Source organism: Actinophytocola sp., from assembly GCF_049647105.1.
Lineage (GTDB): Bacteria > Actinomycetota > Actinomycetes > Mycobacteriales > Pseudonocardiaceae > Actinophytocola.
The window spans coordinates 1-23,609 of sequence record NZ_JBARWZ010000232.1; the positions used below are offsets into that span (position 1 = coordinate 1).

At 71.8% G+C, this 23,609-nt stretch carries 24 protein-coding genes and 1 pseudogene; 18 read left to right on the forward strand and 7 right to left on the reverse strand.

What is annotated here, in order from left to right; genetic code table 11:
* From WBA97_RS27775 to WBA97_RS27815, 9 genes and pseudogenes are all read left to right on the forward strand, one after another.
* A pseudogene (locus WBA97_RS27775) lies at positions 1-349 on the forward strand (hypothetical protein); the annotation flags it as partial.
* Positions 322-1,359: an NAD-dependent epimerase/dehydratase family protein gene (locus WBA97_RS27780; RefSeq protein ID WP_424233888.1), complete on the forward strand. Its 1,038-nt coding sequence runs from the start codon at positions 322-324 to the stop codon at positions 1,357-1,359. The pseudogene WBA97_RS27775 and the gene WBA97_RS27780, both read left to right, overlap by 28 nt.
* Positions 1,360-1,371: 12 nt before the next feature.
* Positions 1,372-3,075 carry a hypothetical protein gene (locus WBA97_RS27785; RefSeq protein ID WP_424233889.1) on the forward strand — a complete coding sequence of 568 codons (1,704 nt, stop codon included), beginning with the start codon at positions 1,372-1,374 and terminating at the stop codon, positions 3,073-3,075.
* Complete coding sequence (locus WBA97_RS27790) at positions 3,072-4,415, forward strand: cytochrome P450 (RefSeq protein ID WP_424233890.1); 1,344 nt, start codon at positions 3,072-3,074, stop codon at positions 4,413-4,415. Before WBA97_RS27785 ends, WBA97_RS27790 begins: the two co-directional genes overlap by 4 nt.
* The gene (locus WBA97_RS27795; RefSeq protein ID WP_424233891.1) at positions 4,409-5,593 is read left to right on the forward strand and encodes a cytochrome P450; all 1,185 of its coding nucleotides are present in this window, start codon (positions 4,409-4,411) and stop codon (positions 5,591-5,593) included. The genes WBA97_RS27790 and WBA97_RS27795 overlap by 7 nt, the downstream gene beginning before the upstream one ends.
* Complete coding sequence (locus tag WBA97_RS27800) at positions 5,580-6,770, forward strand: cytochrome P450 (RefSeq protein WP_424233892.1); 1,191 nt, start codon at positions 5,580-5,582, stop codon at positions 6,768-6,770. The genes WBA97_RS27795 and WBA97_RS27800 overlap by 14 nt, the downstream gene beginning before the upstream one ends.
* Positions 6,767-7,918 (forward strand): nucleotide disphospho-sugar-binding domain-containing protein, encoded by a 1,152-nt coding sequence (locus WBA97_RS27805; protein WP_424233893.1) that lies wholly within the window; start codon positions 6,767-6,769, stop codon positions 7,916-7,918. Before WBA97_RS27800 ends, WBA97_RS27805 begins: the two co-directional genes overlap by 4 nt.
* Positions 7,919-7,927: 9 nt before the next feature.
* Positions 7,928-9,094, forward strand: coding sequence for a cytochrome P450 (locus tag WBA97_RS27810; protein ID WP_424233894.1), 1,167 nt, complete (start codon positions 7,928-7,930; stop codon positions 9,092-9,094).
* A gap of 11 nt (positions 9,095-9,105) precedes the next feature.
* The gene (locus WBA97_RS27815; protein ID WP_424233895.1) at positions 9,106-9,936 is read left to right on the forward strand and encodes a phytanoyl-CoA dioxygenase family protein; all 831 of its coding nucleotides are present in this window, start codon (positions 9,106-9,108) and stop codon (positions 9,934-9,936) included.
* Here WBA97_RS27815 and WBA97_RS27820 read toward each other — a convergent pair.
* Positions 9,915-10,886, reverse strand: a complete 972-nt coding sequence (locus WBA97_RS27820) for a UbiA family prenyltransferase (RefSeq protein ID WP_424233896.1) — start codon at positions 10,884-10,886, stop codon at positions 9,915-9,917. The two genes, WBA97_RS27815 and WBA97_RS27820, sit on opposite strands and share 22 nt — an antisense overlap.
* A 114-nt stretch (positions 10,887-11,000) precedes the next feature.
* Here WBA97_RS27820 and WBA97_RS27825 point away from each other — a divergent pair, with 114 nt between their 5' ends.
* The 8 genes from WBA97_RS27825 (at position 11,001) to WBA97_RS27860 (ending at position 19,368) form a co-directional block, all read left to right on the forward strand.
* On the forward strand, positions 11,001-12,161 hold the full coding sequence (locus WBA97_RS27825; RefSeq protein WP_424233897.1) for an FAD-dependent oxidoreductase: 1,161 nt from the start codon (positions 11,001-11,003) through the stop codon (positions 12,159-12,161).
* 69 nt (positions 12,162-12,230) lie between these two features.
* Positions 12,231-12,980 carry a methyltransferase gene (locus WBA97_RS27830; protein ID WP_424233898.1) on the forward strand — a complete coding sequence of 250 codons (750 nt, stop codon included), beginning with the start codon at positions 12,231-12,233 and terminating at the stop codon, positions 12,978-12,980.
* Positions 12,977-14,032: an acyl-CoA dehydrogenase family protein gene (locus WBA97_RS27835; RefSeq protein ID WP_424233899.1), complete on the forward strand. Its 1,056-nt coding sequence runs from the start codon at positions 12,977-12,979 to the stop codon at positions 14,030-14,032. Before WBA97_RS27830 ends, WBA97_RS27835 begins: the two co-directional genes overlap by 4 nt.
* Complete coding sequence (locus WBA97_RS27840) at positions 14,029-14,835, forward strand: alpha/beta fold hydrolase (protein ID WP_424233900.1); 807 nt, start codon at positions 14,029-14,031, stop codon at positions 14,833-14,835. The genes WBA97_RS27835 and WBA97_RS27840 overlap by 4 nt, the downstream gene beginning before the upstream one ends.
* 2 nt (positions 14,836-14,837) lie before the next feature.
* Complete coding sequence (locus WBA97_RS27845) at positions 14,838-15,980, forward strand: cytochrome P450 (RefSeq protein WP_424233901.1); 1,143 nt, start codon at positions 14,838-14,840, stop codon at positions 15,978-15,980.
* A gap of 20 nt (positions 15,981-16,000) precedes the next feature.
* Positions 16,001-18,001 (forward strand): KedN5 family methylcobalamin-dependent radical SAM C-methyltransferase, encoded by a 2,001-nt coding sequence (locus tag WBA97_RS27850; protein WP_424233902.1) that lies wholly within the window; start codon positions 16,001-16,003, stop codon positions 17,999-18,001.
* On the forward strand, positions 17,964-19,010 hold the full coding sequence (locus WBA97_RS27855; protein ID WP_424233903.1) for a polyprenyl synthetase family protein: 1,047 nt from the start codon (positions 17,964-17,966) through the stop codon (positions 19,008-19,010). The genes WBA97_RS27850 and WBA97_RS27855 overlap by 38 nt, the downstream gene beginning before the upstream one ends.
* A gap of 112 nt (positions 19,011-19,122) precedes the next feature.
* Positions 19,123-19,368, forward strand: a complete 246-nt coding sequence (locus WBA97_RS27860; RefSeq protein WP_424233904.1) for an EF-hand domain-containing protein — start codon at positions 19,123-19,125, stop codon at positions 19,366-19,368.
* Between the two features lie 87 nt (positions 19,369-19,455).
* On the opposite strand, the gene WBA97_RS27865 is transcribed toward WBA97_RS27860, so the two are convergent.
* Positions 19,456-20,280 (reverse strand): DUF72 domain-containing protein, encoded by an 825-nt coding sequence (locus WBA97_RS27865; protein WP_424233929.1) that lies wholly within the window; start codon positions 20,278-20,280, stop codon positions 19,456-19,458.
* Positions 20,281-20,431: 151 nt separating this feature from the next.
* Between WBA97_RS27865 and WBA97_RS27870 the strand changes: the two genes are divergently transcribed.
* Positions 20,432-20,767 carry a hypothetical protein gene (locus tag WBA97_RS27870; protein ID WP_424233905.1) on the forward strand — a complete coding sequence of 112 codons (336 nt, stop codon included), beginning with the start codon at positions 20,432-20,434 and terminating at the stop codon, positions 20,765-20,767.
* A gap of 52 nt (positions 20,768-20,819) precedes the next feature.
* Here the strand turns inward: WBA97_RS27870 and WBA97_RS27875 are convergent, their stop codons facing one another.
* The 5 genes from WBA97_RS27875 to WBA97_RS27895 are packed head-to-tail and all read right to left on the reverse strand — an operon-like array spanning position 20,820 to position 23,523.
* Positions 20,820-21,338, reverse strand: a complete 519-nt coding sequence (locus WBA97_RS27875; RefSeq protein ID WP_424233906.1) for a hypothetical protein — start codon at positions 21,336-21,338, stop codon at positions 20,820-20,822.
* Between the two features lie 25 nt (positions 21,339-21,363).
* Positions 21,364-22,017: a hypothetical protein gene (locus WBA97_RS27880; RefSeq protein WP_424233907.1), complete on the reverse strand. Its 654-nt coding sequence runs from the start codon at positions 22,015-22,017 to the stop codon at positions 21,364-21,366.
* A 7-nt stretch (positions 22,018-22,024) separates the two neighbouring features.
* Positions 22,025-22,726, reverse strand: a complete 702-nt coding sequence (locus tag WBA97_RS27885; RefSeq protein ID WP_424233908.1) for a WXG100 family type VII secretion target — start codon at positions 22,724-22,726, stop codon at positions 22,025-22,027.
* On the reverse strand, positions 22,723-23,040 hold the full coding sequence (locus WBA97_RS27890) for a type VII secretion target (RefSeq protein ID WP_424233909.1): 318 nt from the start codon (positions 23,038-23,040) through the stop codon (positions 22,723-22,725). Before WBA97_RS27890 ends, WBA97_RS27885 begins: the two co-directional genes overlap by 4 nt.
* Positions 23,041-23,043: 3 nt before the next feature.
* Positions 23,044-23,523 carry a YbaB/EbfC family nucleoid-associated protein gene (locus WBA97_RS27895; protein WP_424233910.1) on the reverse strand — a complete coding sequence of 160 codons (480 nt, stop codon included), beginning with the start codon at positions 23,521-23,523 and terminating at the stop codon, positions 23,044-23,046.
* Positions 23,524-23,609: the final 86 nt, after the last annotated feature.

A 23,609-nucleotide genomic window follows, 5' to 3' on the forward strand; every position in this document is an offset into this window, starting at 1 on the left:
CACGACGACACGGCGGGCGGCGCCCGCCGGCGCACCGGCGCCAGGTATCGACCCGGTCGCGGTGCTCGAAGCACTGCGCAACGACCCGTCGCTGCGATTCACCGAAAGCGGCCGCGGCCTGCTGCGCTGGCTCGGCCTGCACGTCCTGGACGACCGCGTCGTCACCGTACTCATCGAATCGCTCCCGTCGCACTGCGCGGGCGCCGTGGCCGCCATTGCCAGGCACAACACGCGGTTCTGGAGCCTGTTCGGTGACCGGCTCGCCGAGTTGGCCGGTGACCAGGACGCCAGAGGGGATGCCGGCACAGCGAGGGGCACGGCATGCGCCTGCGCGGCGACCCGGTTCTGATCACCGGCGGCTGCGGGTTCATCGGCACCCACCTCGCGGGCCGGCTCGCGGCGCGCGGGATGACGGTGGTCGTCGCCGACCGGGCGGGCTGGACCGGCGCCGACCAGAGGGTGCGCGCGGTGCGGCTGGACGTCGCCGACGCCGACGGTTGCCGCGAACTCGTGCGGTCGGTGCGACCCGCCGTCGTGTACCACCTTGCCGCCGCCGCCACGATCGACGCCGCGTTCGCCGACCCGCACGGCTCGCTGCGGACCAACGTCTGCGGCACCGTCGCCATGCTGGAGGCGACACGGGTGGCGGCACCGGAGGCCCGGTTCGTGCTCGCGTCGACCGACAAGGTCTACGGCGAGCTGCACGGCGACGCGTACACCGAGAGCTCCCCGCTCGCCGCGTGCGGTGTCTACGACGTGGGTAAGCAGTCGGCGGACACGATCACCCGGCTCTACGGCGCCGAACTCGGCCTCTCGGTGGCGATCCTGCGGCTGTGCAATGTCTTCGGCCCCGGAGACCCGCACACGACCAGCCGGGTGGTGCCCCGGTCACTCGACCGGATCTTCGATCCCGGCGGGCCGCTGCCGCCGCTGGTCTACGCGGGGGCGCTCGGCCACGGTCGCGACTACGTGTTCGTCGACGACGTGGTGGCTGCGCTGGCCGCCGTCGGGTTCGACGCGCGTGCCGACGGCGAGGTGTTCAACATGGCCGCCGCCGCGCACCGCACCACCCGCGCGCTGGTCGAGGAGATCGTCGCGCGCAGCAGTGCCGCCTGCCGGGCCACCGACCCGGATCGTGCCGCGGCGATCACCGCCAACGGCTACACGGTCGTCGCCGGCTCGCCCGCCAGAGCGCTGGACCGGCAGCACTGCGACGCCGGCCTGCTGCGCGCCCGGCTCGGCTTCCGGCCCGGCGTCCCACTCGGCGTCGGCCTCGACCGCACGATCGCCGAGGTGATGGCCGCGAGGGCACCCTCGAACGGCGCCGCCCATGGCTACCGTCGGGCCGCCCACACCTGAAAGGAGGCGCGCGTGGACATCGTCGCGGTACGAAGCCGGGCGGAGAAGGCGGCCGACCGAGGGCTCGTCCACCTGTGGGACCGGCAGCGGGAGAACGGGTCCTGGGTGGACCGGCTGTCCTCGTCGACCGTGGCCACCGCGCTCGGCGCGCTGTCGCTGCACCGCGCCGACCAGGAAGGGCACCGGGACCGGATCGCCGCCGCCGTCCGGTGGCTGCACGCCAACCAGCGGGCCGACGGCGGCTGGAGCATGGCCGACGCGGAGCCGCCGAGCAGCCCTGGCATGACGGCGTTCGGCATCGCCGCGCTGCACGAGATCGACCCGGATGGTTCCCGCGCCGCACTGGCTCGCGGCTGGGCGTTCCTCGACGCCAACGACGCCGAGAACGTGATCCCAGGCCTGCGGGGGGAAGCACCCAGGACGTGGCCTGCCGCGCTGCCGACGATCTGGGGGCTGGTCGGGCTGCGCGACCCGCGCGAGCAGCCCGACCAACCGGTCGAGACGGTGCTGCTGCCGCCCCGGCTGCGCAACAAGGTGTCCATCGCGCTGCCGGTGATCCTCGCGCTCGGCGTCATGCAGGCGCGCACGCTGCCGCGTGGACCGCTGCGGCGGCTCACCGGCCGCGTCGCGGAACCGAAGGCGCTCGACTGGCTGCGCGCGGTGTCCGGTGCCAACGGCGGCATCGAGGAGTGCCCGATGATCGCCGGGTTCGTCTACCTCGGACTGGACGCGGCCGGTGTCGGGCGCGACCTGCGGCTCACGTCGCTGCGCTACCTGCTCGGCACTCAGCGCCCCGACGGGTCGTGGGCCATCGACCGCGACCTCGAGATCTCCGTGACCGCCTACGCGGTCATGGCACTCGCCGAGTTCACCGACGTCGCCGAGGTGCCCCAGCTGCACCGCACCCGCGACTGGCTGCTCGACGCCCAGTGGAACCGGCCGTTCACCCCGCTCGGCCTGCCAGCGGGTGGCTGGGCGTGGGCGAACCCGTCGGGCTGGCCGGACACCGAGGACACCGCCGTCGTGCTCGGTGTGCTCGCCGATCTCGGTGTGCCGCGCGGTCATCCCGCCGTCGAGCTCGGCCTCCGGTGGCTGCTGGGCAGGCAGAACCGGGACGGCTCGTGGTCGGAATGGGTACGCGACAGCGCGATCATGAACGACCGGCCGTGCGCCGGGGTCACCGCCCATGCCATCCTCGCACTGCGCCGCTTCGGGGTGTCGGCCTCGCGAGGTTCCGCGATCGCACGTGGACTGTCCTATTTGGACGATCATCGGCAGGTGGACGGCTCGATCGCGTCGGTGTGGTTCCGGGACAACTCCCACGGCACCGCCAGGCTGGTCGAGGCGTTCACCGCGACCGGCAACGCCGAGGAGCCCGCCGCCCGCGCCGCCCTCGGCTGGCTGCTCGCCGCGCAAGCGGACGACGGGGGCTGGCCGCGACACCACGAGCTCCCGCCTGCGGGGACGACGGCCGAGGAGACCGCGTGGGCGTTGTTCGCCCTGCTGCACGCCGGGCACGACCCGGCAGATCCGGCGATCCTGCGCGCGGTCGACTGGCTGGCCGACCGGCAGGACGACCAGGGCACCTGGCGGCCGGGCAACGTCGGCCTGTACTTCGACGACCTCTGCTACACCGACGATCTCATCGCGCACACGTTCGCCCTGCGCGCGCTCGGGCGCTTCCTGCGGGTCACCGACCCGGCCGGTGCGCGATGACCGGCACCACCTCCCGCCGCCGGTCGTGGCGTGCCACGCGCGCCGCCGGGTTGCCACCCGGCCCGCGCTGGCCCGCGCTGGTGCAGACCCTGGTGTGGGTGCTGGCGCCGGTCGAGTTCGGCCGGTTCTGCCTGCGCCGCTACGGGCCGTTGTTCACCGCGCGCATCGTCGGCTACGGCCCCGTGGTGCACGTGTGCGCGCCGGACACCGTGCACCGGGTGCTGAGGACCGAGGCGGACCGCTTCGACGCGACCAAGGCGAACGAGGTCATCCGCTTCGTCGTGGGCGGGCACTCGCTGCTGTTGTCCGCAGGCGCGGCGCACACCGCGCGCCGGCGTGTCCTCATGGGACCGTTGCACGGCGCCAACGTCGCACGCTACGTGGCGCTCATGGAGTCGATCGTCGAGCGCGAGGTGCGTGGCTGGCGGGTCGGTGAGACCGTGCGGCTGCTCGAGTGCTGTCAGCGGATCACCCTCGAGGTGATGATGCGCGCGGTGTTCGGTATCACCGACTCCGCCCGGCTCGCGCGCCTGCGCTTGCTCGTGCCCCGGCTGCTCGACATCAGCCCGCTGGTGATCCTCATGCCCGCCGCGCGGCGACACTTCGGTGGCCACGGCCCGTGGGCGCGGCTGCACGCGCTGATCACCGAGGTCGACGGGATCATCCATGCCGAGCTGGCCGAGCGCAGGGCGACACCGCGCGGCGGCCCCGACGTCGTGTCTGTGCTGCTCTCCAGCGGAGAACCGGTGACCGACGCCGAGCTGCGCGACCATCTGGTGACGTTGCTGGCCGTCGGGCAGGAAACCACCGCCACCCAGCTCGCCTGGCTGTTCGAACGGCTGCTGCGGTGTCCCGGCGCGCTGGGCGCGGTCACCTCGGCCACGCACCGCGGCGACCGGGAGGTCATCGACGCGGCCATCAACGAGGCGGTCAGGGCCAGGCCGACCACGATGGACGTCGGCCGGGTCGCGCTCGAACCGTGGGAGGCCAACGGTTACCGGGTCCCGGCGGGCACACTGTTCGCCGTCTCCCTCGGGTTGCTGCACCGCTCGCCGAGCGCCTACCCCGACCCGGAGCGCTACGACCTCGACCGCTGCCCCGTGCGCGGCCCCGGCTTCCTGCCGTTCGGCGCGGGCAGCCACCGCTGCCTCGGCGCGTCGCTCGCCATGACCGAGATGCGCACGATCGTCGCCGCCGTGCTGCGATCGGTGCGCCTCGAACCGGACCGGCCTGCCGCCGAGTGGGCCCGGCCAAAGGGCCCCATGCTGCTGCCGCACCGTGGTGCCTCGGCCAGGGTCGTCGCCAACCATCTGCTCGACGGGGTGGCGCGGTCGTGCTGACGTTCCCCTTCCCGCCCGCGCCCGCCCTCGACCTCGAGCCGGAGTACCTCCGCCTGCAGCGGGACGAGCCGGTCTGCCGGGTTAGCTTCCCCTACGGCGAACCAGCCTGGCTCGTCACCCGGCACGCCGACGCGCGGACCGTGCTCGCCGACCCGCGGTTCTCCAGGGCCGAGTCACTGGGACGGGACGTACCCCGGGTCACGGAGGTCGACTTCTCGGGCGGCATCGTCGCCATGGACCCGCCGGAGCACACCCGGCTGCGTGCGGCCTGCCTGCACGCGTTCACCGCGCGGGCGGTCGCCAGGCTGCACGACCGTGCGACGGCACTCGCGCGTGAGCTGGTCACCGAGGCCGCCGACCGGGGGACCTTCGACGCCGTCGCCGACCTCGCCGTCCCGTACACGCTGCGGATGATCTGCGCGCTGCTCGGCGTGCCCTACGCCGACAGCGACCGGTTCCGGGGGTGGGCGGCCGCGGGCCTCGCCACGACCGCCATCACCGAGGCCGAACGGCTCGACGCCACCGGGCAGATGTGGGAGTACGTCGCCGACCTGATCGCGCGGCGCAGGGCGGAGCCCGCCGCCGACCTGATCTCGGCCATGCTGGCCGCCGGGGAGCGCGGCCCCCGGGACGACGAGCTCGTGATCATCGTGATGACCGCGCTCGTCGCGGGCTACGAGACCACCTCGACGGAGCTGCCGAACTTCCTCTACGTGCTGCTGTCGGAGCGGGCCAGGTGGGAGGAACTCGTCGCTCGCCCGGAACTCGTCGGCACGGCGGTCGAGGAACTGCTTCGGTTCGCACCGCTGGAGGCCAACGGCGCGTCGCCGCGCTACGCCACGGTCGACGTCGTGCTGAGCGGAACCCGCATCCCCGCCGGCGCACCGGTGGTCGCGGCGACGGTGGCGGCCAACCGGGACCACCGGGTGTTCGCCGAACCGTGGCGGCTCGACCTCGCCCGTGACCCCAACCCGCACCTCGGGCTCGGCCACGGCCCGCACTTCTGCCTCGGCGCACCACTGGCCCGCCTGGAGCTGCGGGTCGCACTCGACGTGCTCGTCGCGACCCTGCCAGGACTGCGGCTCGGCGCCGAGGGCCTTCGGTGGAAGACCGGCATGCTCGTGCGGGGTCCGGCGACCCTTCCGCTGGACGCGGGGAGGCGCCATGACGTCGCGTGAACCCCCGCCGGTGGAACGGTTCCGGCCAACCGATCTCGACCGCGACTGGCCCGCCATGCGCGCCGGGTGCCCGGTGTCGCGGACGGGCGCGGGCGCCTGGCTCGTCAGCCGCTACGCCGATGTCCGCGCGGTCCTCGGGAGCCCGGTGTTCAGCGTGTCACCCGTCGACGGCACGGCCGAGCCGAACGAGTCGATCTTCCAGGACCCGCCGGAGCACACCCGGCTGCGTGGCCTCGTCACCGCGCCGTTCGCCGCCGGCCGGGTCGACCGGTACGCGCGGTCGGTACGGGCCAGGGCCGACACGCTGCTCGCCACGATGATGCGTGCGACCGAGCCGGTCGACGTCATGTCCGCGTTCGCCAAGCCCCTCACCATGAACGTGATCGCGGGCATCGTCGGCATCCCCGAGCCGGACCGGCCGATGGCTCAGCGGCTTTCGGACCAACTGCTGGTGCCACTATCCGATGAACAGGGCGCGGTGGCGCTCGCCGGGTGGCGCCGGTTCAACGACTACGTGCTGGCGCTCGTCGCGGAGCGGCGTGCTCGGCCGGGGCAGGAGGACGACCTCATCGCCCACCTGATCGGTGCCCAGCGCGACGGTGCGGCGCTCACCGACGTCGAACTGGTCACCATGGTGCTCGGTCTGCCGGTCGCGGGGTACGTCAGCACCGCCAACGCCATCGCCGTCGCGTTCCGGCACCTGCTCGACGGTGGCTGGCTCGCCCGGCTCCGCTCCGGTGACGGCGAACCCGTTGCCATCGTCGACCGGTTCGTCGAGGAGGTGCTGCGGGTCCAGTCCGGCGACAACGGCGAGTCGATGCCCCGCTTCGCGACCCGCGACGTGCTGATCGGCGGGCAGATCATCGGCAAGGGGGACATGGTCGTCGCGCCTCTCGTGGCGGCCAACAGGGACACCGACCTGTTCACCGACCCCGACGCGTTCGACCCGGACCGCCTCGACCTCGGCAGGCACCTCGCGTTCGGGTTCGGCATCCACCGGTGTCCCGGCGCGAACCTCGCCCGGCTGGAGCTGCGCTGTGCGGTCGCCGCGATCGTCGGGTCCGGGCTGCGCGCCGCCATGGTCGAGGGCTGGGACGAGGTGCCGTGGCGGGAGAACATGCTCGGCGACCGGTTCCCAGAGCGGCTGCTGATCGCGATCGAGGACGGTGCCGCGTGAACGTGCTGTACGCGTCGATTCCCGCCTGGGGGCACACCTACCCGGTACTGCCCGGCCTCGCGGAACTGAGGAGGCGCGGCCACCGGGTCCGCGTGCTCGCCTCGACGAGCTTCGCGCGGGAGATCGCCCGTTGCGCCGAACCGGTGGGGTACGACTCGCCGATGGACACCCCGGACCATCCCGCCGACCTCGCCGACATGGGCAGGGTCCTGCCGCTCCTGCTCGCCGAGGCGCGGGCGGCGTTCGCGGCGCTGACCGGGGTGGAGCGGCCGAGCGTGGTCGTCGCGGACGTGTTGTCGATGGCGGGCTGGCTGCTCGCCGAGGCCACCGGGCTGCCGCTCGTGCGGGTGTGGCCGGTGTTCGCCTCCAACAGCGAGTTCTCCCTGCACACCGACTACGCGTCGCGGACCGACGACGCCGTCTCGACCGCCGCCTTCCTCGCGGCCGTCACGGACTTCCTTGCCGACGTGGGGTTGCCGTCGGTGTCGCCGGAACGGTTCTTCGACAACGAGGCCGACCACAACATCGCCCTCTACCCACGCGAACTGCAGCCGCACGGGGACAGCTTCGACGAGCGCTTCACGTTCGTCCGGCCGTGCATCCGGCCGCCGGAGGGGTCGGCCGAGCTCGCGTGGCTGCGCGGTGACGGGCCGCTCGCCGCCGTCACCCTCGGGACCGTCTTCACCGGCAACACCGCGTTCTTCCGCACCTGCGTCGCGGGCGTCGACAAGCTCGGCTGGCGTGCCGCGGTGGCCGTCGGACCGACGCTGTCCACTTCGGACCTCGGGCCGGTGTCGGCACGGGTCGTGCTGCGCAGGCGCCTGCCGATGATCGACACCCTGCGCCACGCCAGCGTGCTGGTCTCCCACGGCGGGTTGACCAGCACGGTCGAGGCGCTCGCCCACGGGGTACCGGTGGTCGTCGCGCCGCAGATCGGCGAGCAGTGTGCCGTGGCCGATCAGGTCGAGGCCCTCGGCGTCGGCGTGCGGCTGCGGGAACCGTTCACCCCCGCGGTCGTCGCCGAACAACTGCGGGCGGTCGCGGCCGACCCGCTGCTCGCCACCAGGGTGGCGGAGCTGCGGTCCCGGCTCACCGGCGGCCGCCCCGGTACCGAGTTCGCCGACGCCGTCGAACACGCAGTGACCTGAAGGAGTGCGATGACGACCGAGCAGGCAACCCTGCTGTACTACCCGTTCCTCAGAACGGCCACCCTCGACCCGCCACCCGAGCTCGCCGAGCTGCGGGCCGCGGGGCCCATCCATCGGGTGCGCACGGCGGCCGGTCCGGCGTGGCTCGTGACCCGGCAGGCCGACGTCCGGAATCTGCTGTCCTCACCCGCGTTCGGCACCGGGTACCCCGGCTCGCTGCCGACTGGCGCGGACGACCTGGCCACCGGTTTCATGTTCCTGCACGACCCACCTGAGCACACCCGGCTGCGGCGCAGCGTCGCCCGCGCGTTCACCACCAGGCGGGTCGCCGAGCTGGGGGAGCGGGCGAGGGTGATCGCCGCCGAGCTGGTCGCGGCGATGCGCGATCACGGCCCGGTGCTCGACCTGCAGGCGGAGTTCGCGTTCCCCCTGCCGATCGCGGTCACCGCTGAGCTGCTCGGCATCCCGGAGCCGGACCGGGTCCGGTTCCGCGACTGGGCCGACATCGTGCTGCGTCCCGCCTGCGCCGTCGGTGAGCGTGGTGCCGCCTTCGTCGACCTGCAGCGGTTCGTCGTGGATCTGGTCGACGCCAAACCGGACGGGGCCGACCTGTTGAGCGACCTGGTCCGCGAACCGGACGGCCTGAACCGGTTGGAGATCGCGGCCATGGCGCTCGGCCTGCTGATGGCAGGCTACGTCACCACGGCGTCGGCCATCGTGCACGGGATGCTGCGCCTGTTCACCACGCCCGGCGCGATCCCCGCACTGCGGTCCGGCACCGTCCACACCGGACACGTCGTGGAGGAGCTGCTTCGGCTGCAGGACGAGGAGATCGGCGTCAACCGGGTCGCCCGGTCCGATGTGGACCTGTGCGGCGTGCGGGTCATGGCGGGGGAGACGGTGATCGCGGCTCGCTCCGGCGCGAACCGGGACCCGGCCGTCTACCGCGCCCCGGACGAGTTCGACCCGACCGAGGCACGGGTGCCCCATCTCGCGTTCGGGCACGGCATCCACCACTGTCTCGGCGCCGCCCTCGCCCGCATGGAGCTCGCCGTCGCCATCGACGCGCTGCTCGCCGGGCTGCCCGGCCTGCACCTCGCCGTCCCGCCCGAGGAGGTGCGCTGGAGCGCGCAGGGCATGGACGTCGTCATCGAAACCCTGCCCGTCGCCTGGTGAGAGGAACACCCATGGGATCGACCGTGCCACGACTCGAACAACCCTACGACGCCCGTGAACTGGACGCCGTCGTCAGCGAACGAGGAGTGGTCGTCCTCGCCGGGGCCTACCCGCCCGACCTGTGTGCGACCTTCCTCGCCCAGGTCGAGAGCTACCTCCAGGCGCACCCCGAGGAGACCGAGTACGCCGCCAGGTCGGTGCTCGGCGGCTTCCAGGGCGACACGACGACCACCCTGCACGCCCTGGTCGGCGCCATCGACTGCGCGCCGGACCTGGTGCTGCAACGCGACATCATCGACAGCGCCCGGCGGGTGCTCGCCCCGCTGTCGGACACGATCCTGCTCACGATCGCCGAGTACATGGCCCGCCACCCCGGCGCACCACGCCAGGAGCTGCACCGCGACACGTTCTCCTGGCGGCACGTCCCCGGTGGCAGGCACCCGATCGCGCTCACCGTCATGGCCGCGATGTCGGAGTTCACCGCCGACAACGGCGCGACCTGGGTCGTCCCGGACAGTCACGGCGGCCCGGCCGACGAGCCCGCGCCGGACTGGTCGGCGGCCGTGCAGGTCGAGCTGGACCGAGGGGACGCCCTGCTGTTCCGTGCCGACACCTTCCACGCGGGCGGCGCCAACACCACCGCCGACACGACCCGGCACATCTTCTCGATGGGCTTCCAGGTCGCGTGGCTGCGTCAGGTGGAGAACGGGACGCTCAGCGTCCCACCCGCGGGCGCCGCGGGTCTCGACCCCGAGCTGCTCGAACTGCTTGGCTACTCACACGAGCTCGTGCTCGGGCTCTACAAGGGCGGCCATCCGCGTCATGCCCTGGCCGGCTCGTAGCGGCGCCGCATCAGACCGCGAGCGACCAGCGTCGCCGCGAGGGAGGGGCCGCCGACCAGCAGTGCGACGTCCAGCCTGCCGACGGCAGCCGGGAGGAACGTGCCGAGCACGATCCGCTCCGCGACGACGATCTCGTGCGCGCGCAGGCAGACGGCGCGCGGGATTGGCCGGGACGCGCGGGCCACGAGCGAGACCGCCGCCCAGCTCGCGAGCGCCGCGACGGCGAGGCCCGCGGTGTAGACCGGCGGCGAGATCGAGCCGCCGGCGCCGGGCACCAGCGGCCACAGCGCGGCGAGTGCCACCCAGCACACTCCGAAGCTGACGAGACCACGCACGGTGGCCTCGTCACCGCGGCACACCGGGTAGGTGCGGTAGCCGCCGCGCCGGTCGCCGTCCCGGTCGCCGAGCGCGCCGAGGAGGTTGGAACCCGAGTCGTGCAGCCAGAAGGCCACGGCGAGCGGCACGAGCCGGGGCTCCGGCAGTGGTTGCACGACCATCGAGCCCCACAGCAGGGTGAGCGCGGTCGGCAGCCCCCGCACGACGTTGCCCCACAGGCCGCGTCCCTTGAGGACACTCGCGTAGGCGATGCCGACCAGGCAGGCCACCGCGGCCAGTCCCGCCGTGAGCGGGTTCACCAGCGCGGCGACCAGCCCCCCGAAGCCGATGCCGGCCACCATGATCGCGCGGGCGGTCCCCGCCCCGAGCCGGCCGGACGGGATCGGCCGGTGCGGCTTGGTGAGCCGGTCCAGGTCGCGGTCGAAGTAGTCGCCGCCGTAGATCGAGGCGATCCACGCGAGTGTGGGCACCAGCCAGGCCAGCAGGAGCAGCCGCAGCGGAGTGTCCACATCGGTCAGTACGGCGCCCGACACCCCGACGGTGCCCGCGTAGAACAGGGTGTCCGGCCTGCACGCCTCCATGTGCACCTGGAAGCGGCTCCACAACCACGGCATGTGCGCACGGTAACCCGGTGTGTGCCACCGGCTCGCTGTTCGCGTTCCGAAGGGCCATGCTTGCCCGGTGTCGAGTGTCCACAGTGTCCACAACGCTCGCGCGGGTGGACGGTCGTGATCCACGTCGTCGGTGCGGGTATCGCCGGTCTCGCGAGCGCGCTCGCGCTGCGCGGCGCCGGTCTGCCGGTGCGGGTCGTCGAACGAGCCGCCGGGCCGGGTGTCCGTGGCGGCGGGATCGGTCTGACCCCCAACGGGATGCACGCCCTGCACCGGCTCGGTGTCGGTGCCGAGGTGTGCGGGCGGTCGGTGGTGCAGACCGAGGGCGGGGTGCGAACCCCGAGCGGCCGCTGGCTGGCCCGCAGCGACCTCGGGTTCGTGCGCCGCCGCTACGGCGAGCACGTGCGGGCGCTGCTGCGCCGTGACCTGGTCGCCGTCCTCACGGCGGCCCTGCCGCCCGGAACCGTCCGCTATGGACTCACCGCCGAACTCGTCGCGATCGGCCACGGGGCCTTTCCCGCGTTGCTGCGTGTCGGTACCGACGTCGTACCGAGTGGCCTCGTCGTCGTGGCGGACGGGATCCGCTCCGCGACCCGCGGCACCCTGTTCCCGGACCATCCCGGCCTGCGCGACTGCGGCTCGGCGAGCTGGCGAGCCGTCGTACCTGCGGACGACCTGACCCTGGCCCCCGCCGAAACCTGGGGTGCGGGCCTGCGCCTCTCGATACTGCCCCTGCCCGCCGGGCGCACGCACTTCTCCGCGCTGGCAACGGATGCCGCCCGCGCGGGCGCCCAGCTCGACACCCTGTTCGGCCGCTGGCACGACCCCATCCCGGAACTGCTGGCCCGTGCCGCCGGGGCCGAGGTGCACCTGGACCGCATCGAGGAGCTGGCCGCCCCGCTGCCAGCTCTCCACCGTGGCCGGGTGGTCCTGGTCGGCGACGCGGCGCATCCCATGGCGCCCAACGTGGGCCTCGCCAATGTGGCGCTGGAGGACGCCGTCGAACTGGCACACCGCGTCGACCACACCGCAGACTTCGCGGCTCTGCGCGCGGCACTCGCCGACTACGACCGGGTGCGCCGCCCTCGCGTCGACCGGCTGGCCAGGATCTCCCGCTGGACCGGCCGCGTCGTCGAGTCGGCAGGGCCGGTCGCGGTCGCCGCCCGCAACGCGGGCACCTGGCTCGGCGGGCTGCTGCCCGAGGCGGTGTCCCGCCGGTCGCTCGACACCATGGTCGGCTGGTCACCGCCGGAACCGGTGGGCGTTCGACCCCGCTGACTTGCCCCGCGACGGGGCGGCGGCGTTTCCTGAATGTCCACACCGGACCGCCGATGCCACGGGACGTCAATGGACACCAGGGAACTCGAGCTACGCATAGGCCAGACGATCATCGACGGCTACCGCACCGACACCGGTCGGCCCGCCGTGTTCGAGCTGCTCGGCCGCCAGTGGGATCTGCTGGACGACGTGTGGCCGCCCGCCTACTCGCCGGGCGGTGAGCTGCACGCCGAGCTGATCCCCTTCCCGGCGATGACCTCGTTCCTCGAGATGGGCAGCGGCACGGGGATCATGTCCGTGCTCGCCGCGCTGGCCGGCTGCCCGCGGGTCCTCGCGCTCGACCTCAACCCGGCCGCGGTCGACAACACCATGCGCAACGCCCGCCGGCACGGCGTCGACGACCGGGTCGAGGCCAGGGTCAGCGACCTCTACGCCGCCGTCCCGCCGGGTGAGCGGTTCGACGGGATCTACTGGAACCCGCCGTTCCTCGACGCACCCGCCGAGCGCCTCGACGGCTCGCTGTGGCACGAGACGATGTTCGATCCCGAGTACGCCAAGCTGCGCCGCTTCCTGGTCGGGGGTGCCGGGCTCCTCACCCCGGCCGGGCGCGTCTACCTGTGGTTCGGCGAGGCACTCGGCAATCCGGCCCTGATCGACGAGCTCGCGGCGGTGGCGGGCCTCACGGTGCGCGAACTGCACCGGATGACCATGACCGAGGTGCCATCGGCCCTCGCTCGCGCGCTGCCACCCGAGGTCACCACCGGCGACCAGTACGAGCAATGGCACCTGCATCTGCTGGAGCTCGGGGTCCCGGCATGATCGGGTTGCCCGCCGCCGCCGAGGTGATCGTCGACGAGGTGCTGTTCCCGGCCGCCGCCGAGGTCGACCGCACCGGTCGCGTCCCCGAGAGCCACTTCGCGTTGCTCGCCGCAGAGGGCTTCTACGGGCTCTTCGCCCCTCGCGAGGCAGGCGGGCCGGGTCTCGAGTTCACCGAGGCGCTGCGTGTCGTCGAGACACTGGCCGGCGGCTGCCTCACCACGACGTTCACCTGGCTGCAGCACCACGGGATCGTGATGGGGCTGCTCATGACGCCCAACGAGGACCTGCGTGCCCGGCTGCTCGGCCTGGCCGTGCGGGGCGAGGTGCGGGGTGGCGGTGCGTTCTCCGGGGTCGTGCACACCACGCCTCGGGTGCACGCCACCCGTCGTCCCGGGGGCTGGTCGATCAGCGGCCGGGTGCCCTTCGTCAGTGGCTGGGGCATCGTCGACCTGCTGCACGTGTCCGCCTACGACGAGACCACCGGTGAGGTGGTGAGCGGTCTCGTCGACGTGCACCCCGGTCAGGGGATCGTCGCCGTCGACCCGCTGACGCTGGTGGCAGGCCAGGGCACCAACACCGTCTCGCTGGTTCTGCGCGACATGGTGCTGCCCGACGAGCACGTGACCACCCGGACCGAGCGGTCCGCCTTCCTCGCCGGCCTCGCGGTCGGGCAGCGGGTCGACAGCGCGCTCGCTCTCGGCCTCACCGGCCGGGCCGTGCGCCTGCTGGCCGACGTGGAGCCGTCGGTGGCCGACCTCTTCCTCGGTGAGCAGGACGATCTGCGTGACCGCCTCGACGCCGCCATCGCCGAGCCGGACCGGCTGCCTGCCCTGCGGGCCGCCTGCTCAGCACTCGCCCAGCGCGCCTGTACCGCCCTCGTGGTCGCCGGTGGTGGCGCCGCGCTGCTCGACGGCCATCCGGCACAGCGCCTCGCGCGGGAGGCGCTGTTCACGCTGGTCGTGGCGAGCCGCCCCGAGGTGCGGGCCGCGCTGCTCGGCGAGCTCACCGGACGAGCCGAGCCGGTTCTCGCCTCCCTCGGCGGCCACCGATGAACCGGGTGGACCTCGCCGACGGGCACCTCGCCTACGACGACATCGGCAGCGGCCAACCCGTGGTGCTGCTTCACGACGGCACCCTGGACCGCAGGGTGTGGGGACCGCAGCTGTCCGGCTTGTCCGGCTACCGGCTACTGGTGCTCGACGCACGCGGGCACGGGGACTCCGGCACGCCGACGCTGCCCTACCAGCGGGCCGACGACGTGATCGCCCTGCTCGACCACCTCGAACTGCCCACCGCGTTCCTCGTCGGGCAGTCGATGGGTGGCACCACCGCGCTGGACACCGCCCTCGACCACCCGGACCGGGTGGCGGGAATCGTGGCCAGCGGCTCCGGTACCTCCCAGCAGTACTGGCGCGGCGCGTTCATCGTCGCGCTGCTGCGCGGCCAGTTCGAGGCGGCCATGCGCAGGGACACGGCCGAGTACGTCGAGCTGTTCCTGCGCATGTGGGTCGACGGACCGACCAGGCGGCCGGACGAGACACCCGCCGGGATCAGGGGACTCTGCCGGACCATGGCCATGTCCACCGCCACCCGGCACGCCCGGCCGGATCCCGTCCTGCCCGGCCGCGCCACCGACTCGTGGGCACGCCTGCCCGGCCTCACCGTCCCGCTCCTCCTGCTCACCGGCGAGCTGGACTGCCAGGACATCCACGAGATGGCCGAGCGCGTCGCCATGGCGGTGCCCCACGCCGAGTCCCGCCGCGTGGCGGGGGCAGGCCACATGCTCAACCTCGAACAGCCGGACACGTTCACCGCCGCCGTGCGGCGTTTCCTCGACACCGTTCGGGTGGGATAGCCATGGACCTCGACTCGATCTCGCTGCCCTACGAGCGGCCGTCGCCCTACGCCCCGCCGCCCGCGTTCGCCGATCTGCGCAAGGACGGCCCGCTGGTCCGCACGGTCGACGGTGCGGGCCGCCCGGTGTGGCTGGTGCTCGGCGCCGACCTCGCCCAGCAGGTGCTCACCGACGCCCGCTTCAGCGTGGTCGGGCCGGGCGAGCAGGCCGACGCCAGCTCGCTGCTCTGCGACGGTGCCGCGCACGCCAGGTTGCGCGGGCCGATCTCCCGTGGGTTCGGCGCGCGGGCCATCGACCGGTTGCGCCCACGGATCCGCGACCTCGCCGACGAGCACGTCGCCGACCTCGCCGCCGCCGGGCCACCGGCCGACCTGGTGGCCATCGTCGCCCTGCCACTCGCCCGCGCCGTGATCGCCGACGTGCTCGGGGTCGACATCGCCGACCGGGATCGGTTCGCGGCCTGGGCACAGGCCATCTCCACGGTCGTCGCCGAGCAGGACAGCGCGGCGATCGCGGGCTGGACCGACCTGCTCGCCTTCCTCACCGAGCTCGTCGCCGCCCGCCGCGCCGAACCAAGGGCCGACCTGCTGAGCGGGCTCATCGAGGAAGGCTTCAGCGAGCAGGAACTCGTCTTCGCGGGCGCCGCACTGCTCGCCGGTGGCCAGCTCACCAGCGCCAACGCCCTGTCCATCGGCATGGTCAAGCTGCTCACCACCGGCGGGCTTCGTGGTCTTGACGACCAGACCGCGGCCGACACCGCCGCCGAGGAGATCCTGCGTCACCAGGCGGGCGTGAGCGGGGAGCCGTACCCGCGCTGGGCACTGTCCGATGTGGACATTTCGGAACAGCGTATCGCGGCGGGCGACCGGGTGATCGTCCGGCTGGAGGCGGCCAACAGGGACCCGGCCCGCTTCGCCGATCCCGACCGGTTCGACCGCACCCGCGACCCCAACCGGCACCTGCGGTTCGGTTATGGGCCGCATCATTGCGTCGGCGCCGCGGTCGCCAGGACTCAGCTCGTCGCCGCGATCACCGCACTCGCCACCCGGCTGCCCGGCCTCGCTCTCGCCTGCGCGCCGGAGGACGTGCGGTGGACCGGGGCGCCGTTCGACGACGGACCGGCCGCACTGCCGGTTACGTGGTGACCGCGACCGGAGGAGAGGCGATGCGACGGCAGCCGTTGCGGGTGTGGCTGGTGCAGCAGGGAATCTGGGCCATGTCACTGGAGTCCATGCCACTCGCCGCCGGCTACCTCAAGGCGACCGCGCTCGCCGACCCGCTGATCGCGGCGCGGTCCGAGATCTTCATCCACAACTTCGACGGCGAGGCCACCCTGTTCGGGATGGCCAACGCGCTGTTCGGCGACGGCGCGCCGGACGTGCTGGCGTTCTCGGTACTGGGCTGGAACTACCGGGAGTTCACGGCCATCGCCGAGACGTTCAAACAGCTCAACCCGGCCGGCTGGGTGCTGTTCGGCGGCAACCACGTCTCCGGCCAGGGGGACCGGGTGCTCACCGCCAACCCGGCCGTCGACGTGGTGGTGAACGGCGAGGGGGAGCTCACCTTCCGTGAGTTGCTGCGTGCCAGGCTCGCCGGTGTCGGCCCGCGTGAGCTGCACGAAACGGCGGGCATCACCTTTCGCGGCACGGCAGGCGACATCGTGTCCACAGTGGATCGGCCGAGGATCGAGAACCTCGACGAGATCCCGTCGCCGTTTCTCTCCGGGGTCATCCCCATGACCGACGCGCACGGCCGTTTCCCCTACGACGTCGCGTTGCTGGAGACCAACCGCGGCTGCCCGTACAAGTGCTCGTTCTGCTACTGGGGCGGTGCCGTCGGGCAGAAGGTCCGCGCGTTCTCCCGCGCGCGACTGCGCGCGGAGGTCGAGCTGTTCGCAAGGCACCGGGTGCACACGCTCGTGTTGTGCGACGCCAACTTCGGGATGCTGCCGGGGGACAGGGACTTCGTCGCCGACGTCGTCGCCATTCGCGAGCAGTACGGTTTCCCGCGCAGCATCGAGGCGTCCTGGGCGAAGAACAAGTCCTCGGTGTTCTTCGACATCGTGAAGACCATGAAGGATGTCGGGCTGCACAGCTCGTTCACCCTGGCGCTGCAGACCCTCGACGATGGCACGCTCGACCTCATGAACCGGCGCAACATGAAGGTCAACGACTGGGAGGAACTGGCCGCCTGGCTCAGTTTCGAGGGCCTCGACTGCTACGCGGAGCTCATCTGGGGCGCGCCGGGGGAGACCGTCGAGTCGTTCATGAAGGGTTACGACCGGCTGAGCCAGCACGTCTCCCGGGTCGCCGTCTACCCGATGCTGATACTGCCCAACACCACCTACCACCAGGACAGGTCGAGGTTCGGCATGGTGACAGTGCGCGGCAACACCGACGACTTCGAGCACCTGATCTCGCACGACACGATGTCGCCGGGCGACAACCAGTACATGCACCGGTTCATCTTCGTGTCGAGGCTGGTGGCCGAGAACCCGGTGTTCCGGTACCTGTGGACGCCGCTGCGCGTGCTCGGCGGCATCTCCCAGTCCAGCGCGATCCGCTCGCTCATGGACTGGTTCGCCCAGGACGACGACCAGGCGTGCGAACCGTTCCGCACCGGCATGGTCAACTCGTTCACCGACTCCGACGTGCTGGCCCCGGTGCTCGTCCACGTCTACGGCACCGACGAGGCGAAGGACCTGCTGCGCCGGTGGTGGACCACCTCGCTGCGACCGCTCGTCCCGCCCCGCCATCGCGAGGTGCTCGACGCGGTCGTCGACTACGACCTGCTCACCCTGCCCGCCTACACCGCACCGGTCCGGGCGCCGTCGCGCCGTTACGCGGGCGAGTACCTGCCGGTCGTCGACGTCGACGGCGAGGCGTACCACGTGCTGCGTGACGTGCGGTTCGCGTGCGACGTGCCTGCCATCGTCCGTGCGCTGCGCAGGGGTGAGTCGCACGAACCCGCCGTGCGACCCGTGACCGTCGACCTCTACTACAAGGCAGGCGCGGACCACTTCCTGCCGTCGACCAACCACGAGGAGGTCCTCTACTACATGGGCAGGACCGAGCGGCAGGTCCGGCGGCTGCCCGACCGCGCCATCCCCCAGACGAGGAGCCGAAGCGATGTCCGTTCAGGCGAACGAGGAAGCCCCGTCGGGTGAGGCAGAGCTAGCCGGTCTGATCGCCGACAGCCAGGAACTGACCGGGCTCATCGGCGAGGTGCGGTCCCGGCTCGCCGGGCGATGGGCCGGTGAGCCGTCGCTGTTGGCCAGGATGTGCGCACACGCGCTCACCCCACCCGGCAAGCTGTTCCGGCCGATCCTGCTGCTCGAGTCGGCCCTCGCGGTCGGCGGCGATCCGCGCTGGGCGCTGCCCGCCGCGGTCGGCGCGGAGTCCGGGCACGTCGCGAGCCTGGTGCACGACGACATCATCGACGGCGACGACACCCGCAGAGGGCGGCCCGCCGTGCACGCCGCGTTCGGCGTCGGCGACGCGATCGTCGCGGCCGACGCCCTGATCTTCGATCTGTTCGCCGGGCTGGCCGAGTGCCATGCCGAGGGCGCACCGGCCGAGCGGGTCGTCGCCGCGCTCGCCGTCGTGTCACGCTGCGGCGTCGACCTGTGCCGCGGGCAGAGCCTCGAGACCGAGTTCTGCGCCGGTGGCCGGTTCGATCACGAGACCTACCTGCACATGGTGCGGCTGAAGACGGCGGCGCTGTTCCGCGCGGCATGCGAGTGCGGCGCGCTGCTGGCAGGCGGCGACCTCCGGCACGTCCGCGCGCTCGGCCGCTACGCGGAGCATCTCGGTGTCGCGTTCCAGATCCGCGACGACCTGTTGCCCTACACCGGCTCGGCCGCCGAGGTTGGCAAGCCGGACACGAGCGACGTGCGCAACGGCAGGCTCACCCTGCCGGTGATCATCGCCCACCAGGCGAGCGGCGCCGCCGGCCGCGCGGTGATCGAGGCGGCGCTGTCCGGCAGCGGCGATCCGGCCACGGCACGGGCCGACCTGCTCGACGTACTGCGCGGCACCGGCGCCCTCACCGCGACGGCCGACTGGGCGCGGCGCTACCTGCGGTTCGCGCTCACGGCGTTGCACGCGCTCCCGATCAGCGCCAGCCGCGCGCGGCTGGGTGGATACGCCGAGGCCGCCATCGGCAGGGACCGCTGACGCATCGGTCACTCGAACAGGTGACTCCGGTTTCTGCCGTGCCACGCCTTTGGTAGGAGTTGACGTCTGTCCACGTGGACCGCACGTCTTCCGGGTCGAGGAGTGAGCGCCAATGGCGGCAAGTCCGAACGGTGCGGAACCGGCATGCCGGGACGACGGCGTGATCACCCGCACGGAGTTCGCCCGGCTGCTGTCGGCGGTCGGCAGGCCGTGCGGTGACGTCGACGCCGCGTTCGACGCTCTCGATTCGGACCGAGACGGTCGGATCTCCCGCGCCGAGTACGTTGCCGCGTGGGAGGACTACCTGGTCAGCGACAACCCGGACTCGGCGGGAGCACGGGTGTTCGCCGGCCTGTGACGACCGCCCCTGAGCCTCTCGACCGGCACGCGACCTGGCTCGCGCGACCTCATCGGCACGCGGGTTTCCTGAGCGTTGTCACGCCGGTCAGAACAGCGTCGCGGGCTCGGCCGGTGTCGGCTCGGGCAGTGCGTCGAGGCCGGGCACCAGTGCGCGCACGTCGTCGTGGAACCGGCGGGCGAGTGCCGGTGCTTCGTCGTTGTCGGGGGTGTGCACGAAGACCGTCGGCGACCGGCCCTCGCGCAGCCAGCCTGCGACCACCTCGGTCCACGGCCGCCACCCCGTCACCGTCTCCTCGACCGAGTCCCGGCCAAGGTAGCGGACGATCGGCCGGTCGGTCAGCGCCCGCGTCCGCCTCGGCAGCCTTGGCTTCTTGGTCCAGGCGTCCTGCGCGGCCTCGCTGGCAGGCGGGCTCTGGAAGAAGACCGTGGTGTCGAACGGCACCCACTCGGCGTCCGCGTCGGCGAGTGTCCGCTCCAGCAGCGAGGTCGACCCGGCGTCAGTGAAGAACCCGGGATGGCGCACCTCCACGGCGCGTCGGCGGTCGGCGGGGAGCCTGCGCAGGAAGCGGCCGAGGGCCTCGACGTCCGAGGGGCCGAACGACCCGGGCAACTGGGTCCACAGGACCGCCCGTTCGCCGAGGGGCTCGATCGCGTCGAGGAACGCTCGCATCTGCGCCTCGACACCGGCGAACCGGCGCTCGTGCGTGACGACCTTGGGCAGCTTGACCACGAACCGGAAGCCGGGGCCGGTCTGCCGCGCCCAGGTCGCGACGGTGTCCCGGGCCGGGGTCGCGTAGAAGGTGGTATTGCCCTCGACCGCGTTGCACCAGCCCGCGTAGGCCCGCAGCCGGTCCCTGGCAGGCAGCGGCTGCGGCAGGAACCGGCCGGGCCACGCCTTGTGGGTCCACATCGCGCAGCCGACATGAAGACGTACCACTCCGCCCAGCTCCCTTCCGTCGGAGTGAAACTACTACCCCGGCGGCAGGTCACTCACGGCCCCAGGGGCGGCATCACCGGCCCGGCGGATTTCCACAGCGGGCTTCTGCCCATATTCTGCCGATATGATGCCCAGAAAGTTGTTCGCGACGCTGGCCGCCGCCGCGGCCGGTCTTGTGATTACCTCGGGTCCCGCCGACGCCGCCTCGCCTTACCCGTGCGACAGCATCATCTACAACGCCTGCTTCTATCCCGAGCCCGCGTTCCATGGGGCTGAATACCGGACCGTGATCTATTCGCCCGGTTGCTTCACGCTGCCGCCGTCCCGCTCGTACCACACCAATGTGACCGCGACCGTGTACTCGGCGGACGACTGCACCGGGCAGCACACGGAAATAAGCGGGTACTTCGGTTTCGACATCGGTTTCAGCGCCCTGAGTTACCGCTACCCGGCGGAGTGACGCGGTCCGCCGCCGAGCAGATCCGCCTCGATGAGCCTCGGCGGGGGACGGGTCACGGAATCCTGTTCGTGACCTGCTGGTCGCGTTCGTACCGGGCGATCGAGCGGTAGTCGCCGAACGAGGGGATCGGTTCCCAGTTGGTGTCGACCGGCACGTCGTTGTACTCGACGGTTTCCTGGAAATGCTCGACCTTGTTCTTGATGATCCGTTTCACATAGCCGTCCTCGCGATAGTGGACGGTTTCGTGGGACGAGGAGTCGGAAAGCCGCAGTCCTGGTTCATCATTCGGATACGTCCACAGGTGGACTCGCGTCAGGAAGAGACTTTCCTCGGTTTTCTTCATGAAGGTGTATTCGGTGGCCTTGCGGCCGGAATCGTCCAGAAAAGTCACCACGACGACGCCCGTCTTCCACACCGGGGTGACCAGGACCGGGGATTTCGTTCCCGTCCTTGGCGGCATGACGGCCGTGTACTCCTCGCCGGCGCCGTCCTTGACCTGCGCTTCCTCCTCGGTCAACGACACGCCGGGAACGCCGTCCGCGTAGTTCCATTTGAAGCAGTAGTCGACCATTTCTCCGTACTCACGGTTGTTGGTGCTAGTACGTGTGACCGTTCTCGTCGCGGATTATGATACCCAGGCGCCTGGCCTCGGCAAGTACAGCGGGCGGCACGCCGTTTTGCTGTACCGGTACCTCGAGGACCATGTCCCCGTCCATCGGCAGCCCGATCGCGTCGTCACCGAGATCGCGGCGGTTGGTCGGGGTGTCCGCGACAATGGTGCCCGGTCCGTAGGTATTGGCGAGCTCACGCAGATAGCCGACCGCGGTGCCCTCCTGCACCTCCGACAACTGTGTGTGCTTCCGGCTGACGATTTCCTCGCCGGGCACGTAGGAGTCGACGCGCGGGTACTGGCCCTTGTCGGACCTCGGCTCGACGTGCACCTCGTTCGCGCCGCCCTGCTCCTCGTAGTAGGGCTCGCGGCGCCGGTTGAACTCGTTGCCCTCCTCGATCCGTTGCCGCAGCCACTCCGGACGGCTCGACTGCGTGCCGGAACCCGGGTCGCCGGGCTGTCCCGGCGTGCCGTTGCCCGCGCCGCCCGGCCTGCCCCTGGTGGCGATGTCGGTGGTCGTCCGCTGGGCCGTGGAGACGCTGGACGACGCGTCGACGTTGCCGGACCGCTGGGACGGTCGCCTGCCCGGGCCGTCACCGCCGTCGCCGCCGCCCCCCGGGCGCCTTGGTCGTGGAGTCATGTCGGTGCTATCCGTCCAGCAGCAGGGAGAGGTTGGTGATGCTGTCGACCAGCGACGTCGTGTAGTTGAGGACGCGTCCCGACCACTTGAGCACCGCGGCGGCGATCTGCGACGCGATGACCGGGATGGTCACCACGAGCAGTGCCTCGACGGCCCACACGATCACCCTGGCCACGAGGTCGGCGATCAGGTCGCGGACGAGCTCACGGGTCATCTCGACCAGGCCCCCGGCACCCTCGGTCGCCGCCGCCATCCCGGCCGAGATCGCACCGAGGCCGCCGATCGCGTCCACGTTGTTGACCATCAGGCCGTGATAGGCGTCGGCGGCGCCGCCGGTCCACGCCGGCAGGTCGTCGTTGAGGTGCTTGCCGAGGTCCTGGGACATGGACTGCAACTCGGTGGCCATGTTGGTCCAGGTCGCCGCATGCGACCGGACGACGTCCGGGATACCGGTCAGTTCGTCCAGCGCCTGCCGCAGGGGCTCGAAGTACTCCATGGCCCAGCCAAGACCGTTGGACAGCAAGGCGCTGAACGGGTCCATCACCGTGGCCGCGCCCTCGACCGCCAGCCCGGCCCCCGCGAGCGCGCCGCTGACCCAGTTCTCGCTCTTGATCGAGGTGACCAGATCCTCGATGCCGTCGGCAAGGCTGGACCCGGTCCACGGGTCGCGGGTCGACTCCACCGGTGCGACGAGTGATCCGTCGGTCACAGCTCCACCACTCCGATCTTGGTGATGCGGTCGGCGGCGTCGTTGTCCATGGTGTCGTAGGCGTCCGCGGTCAGCTCAAGCTCCTGGGTGACCATGTCGAGGCTCTCCGCCACGTAGGCGAGCAGCTCGTCCTGTTTCTGGTGCCTGCCCTCCAGCACCCCGGAGATCCACCCGCACAGCAACCCGTACGCCTTGTCGTCCTGCGCGACGTGCGAGCTGGCGCTCTGGACGGCGTCGAAGCGCTGCCGGACCGCCTGCACGTTCTGCGCATGGGTCCGCAGTTGCTGGATGTCGACGTGGAAATGATCTGCCATGCTTCACTCCCGGAACTGGGAATTGATGTCGTAGGCGTCCTCGTCGTCGACCTCGTCCGCCCCCTTGCGGCTCCGCACCGGCGGAGCTTCCGTGGTCTCCTCGGTGAAATCCCGGCGCAGGTGGCGGTCGACGCTCTCCGCGATCGCCCGCCCAGCTGGCGACTCGGTGCCGACGGTGTCGGCGATGATCTCCTTGGACCGGTCGGCGAGCTGGTTCCGCGCCTCACCGAGCGTCGCCATGATCGCCGCCGAGACGACCTCCGGCGCCACCCGCCCGATCCGCTCGGTGAGCTGGAGCCCGACCAGCGCACCGGTCGAGTCGACCGACACCTCCGCCAACCCGTTCGGATCGTTCGCCGTCACCTGCAGTTCCTGCAGGCGCCCACGCATGGCCTCGGTGTTCTCGGCCATCTTCTCGATCCGGCCCTTCCACGCCGCCAGGTGCTCGCGCGCCCCGTCCGGGTCGAGGATTCTGCCGTCCATGACCCAGCAGCCTAGGTGACGGCGGGTGGCCGGTGAGGGGAAATCGGGCCCGCCGACATTTTGTTCACCTTCGAAAACTCGGCCGC

What these genes read in the sequence shown, in the direction of transcription:
- WBA97_RS27780 (WP_424233888.1), top strand. Translation starts at nt 322, where the DNA reads ATGCGCCTGCGCGGCGACCCGGTTCTGATCACCGGCGGCTGCGGGTTC.
- WBA97_RS27790 (WP_424233890.1), top strand. Translation starts at nt 3,072, where the DNA reads ATGACCGGCACCACCTCCCGCCGCCGGTCGTGGCGTGCCACGCGCGCC.
- WBA97_RS27800 (WP_424233892.1), top strand. Translation starts at nt 5,580, where the DNA reads ATGACGTCGCGTGAACCCCCGCCGGTGGAACGGTTCCGGCCAACCGAT.
- WBA97_RS27810 (WP_424233894.1), top strand. Translation starts at nt 7,928, where the DNA reads ATGACGACCGAGCAGGCAACCCTGCTGTACTACCCGTTCCTCAGAACG.
- WBA97_RS27815 (WP_424233895.1), top strand. Translation starts at nt 9,106, where the DNA reads ATGGGATCGACCGTGCCACGACTCGAACAACCCTACGACGCCCGTGAA.
- WBA97_RS27820 (WP_424233896.1), bottom strand. Translation starts at nt 10,886, where the DNA reads ATGCCGTGGTTGTGGAGCCGCTTCCAGGTGCACATGGAGGCGTGCAGG.
- WBA97_RS27830 (WP_424233898.1), top strand. Translation starts at nt 12,231, where the DNA reads ATGGACACCAGGGAACTCGAGCTACGCATAGGCCAGACGATCATCGAC.
- WBA97_RS27835 (WP_424233899.1), top strand. Translation starts at nt 12,977, where the DNA reads ATGATCGGGTTGCCCGCCGCCGCCGAGGTGATCGTCGACGAGGTGCTG.
- WBA97_RS27840 (WP_424233900.1), top strand. Translation starts at nt 14,029, where the DNA reads ATGAACCGGGTGGACCTCGCCGACGGGCACCTCGCCTACGACGACATC.
- WBA97_RS27845 (WP_424233901.1), top strand. Translation starts at nt 14,838, where the DNA reads ATGGACCTCGACTCGATCTCGCTGCCCTACGAGCGGCCGTCGCCCTAC.
- WBA97_RS27850 (WP_424233902.1), top strand. Translation starts at nt 16,001, where the DNA reads ATGCGACGGCAGCCGTTGCGGGTGTGGCTGGTGCAGCAGGGAATCTGG.
- WBA97_RS27855 (WP_424233903.1), top strand. Translation starts at nt 17,964, where the DNA reads ATGTCCGTTCAGGCGAACGAGGAAGCCCCGTCGGGTGAGGCAGAGCTA.
- WBA97_RS27860 (WP_424233904.1), top strand. Translation starts at nt 19,123, where the DNA reads ATGGCGGCAAGTCCGAACGGTGCGGAACCGGCATGCCGGGACGACGGC.
- WBA97_RS27865 (WP_424233929.1), bottom strand. Translation starts at nt 20,280, where the DNA reads ATGTGGACCCACAAGGCGTGGCCCGGCCGGTTCCTGCCGCAGCCGCTG.
- WBA97_RS27870 (WP_424233905.1), top strand. Translation starts at nt 20,432, where the DNA reads ATGATGCCCAGAAAGTTGTTCGCGACGCTGGCCGCCGCCGCGGCCGGT.
- WBA97_RS27875 (WP_424233906.1), bottom strand. Translation starts at nt 21,338, where the DNA reads ATGGTCGACTACTGCTTCAAATGGAACTACGCGGACGGCGTTCCCGGC.
- WBA97_RS27880 (WP_424233907.1), bottom strand. Translation starts at nt 22,017, where the DNA reads ATGACTCCACGACCAAGGCGCCCGGGGGGCGGCGGCGACGGCGGTGAC.
- WBA97_RS27890 (WP_424233909.1), bottom strand. Translation starts at nt 23,040, where the DNA reads ATGGCAGATCATTTCCACGTCGACATCCAGCAACTGCGGACCCATGCG.
- WBA97_RS27895 (WP_424233910.1), bottom strand. Translation starts at nt 23,523, where the DNA reads ATGGACGGCAGAATCCTCGACCCGGACGGGGCGCGCGAGCACCTGGCG.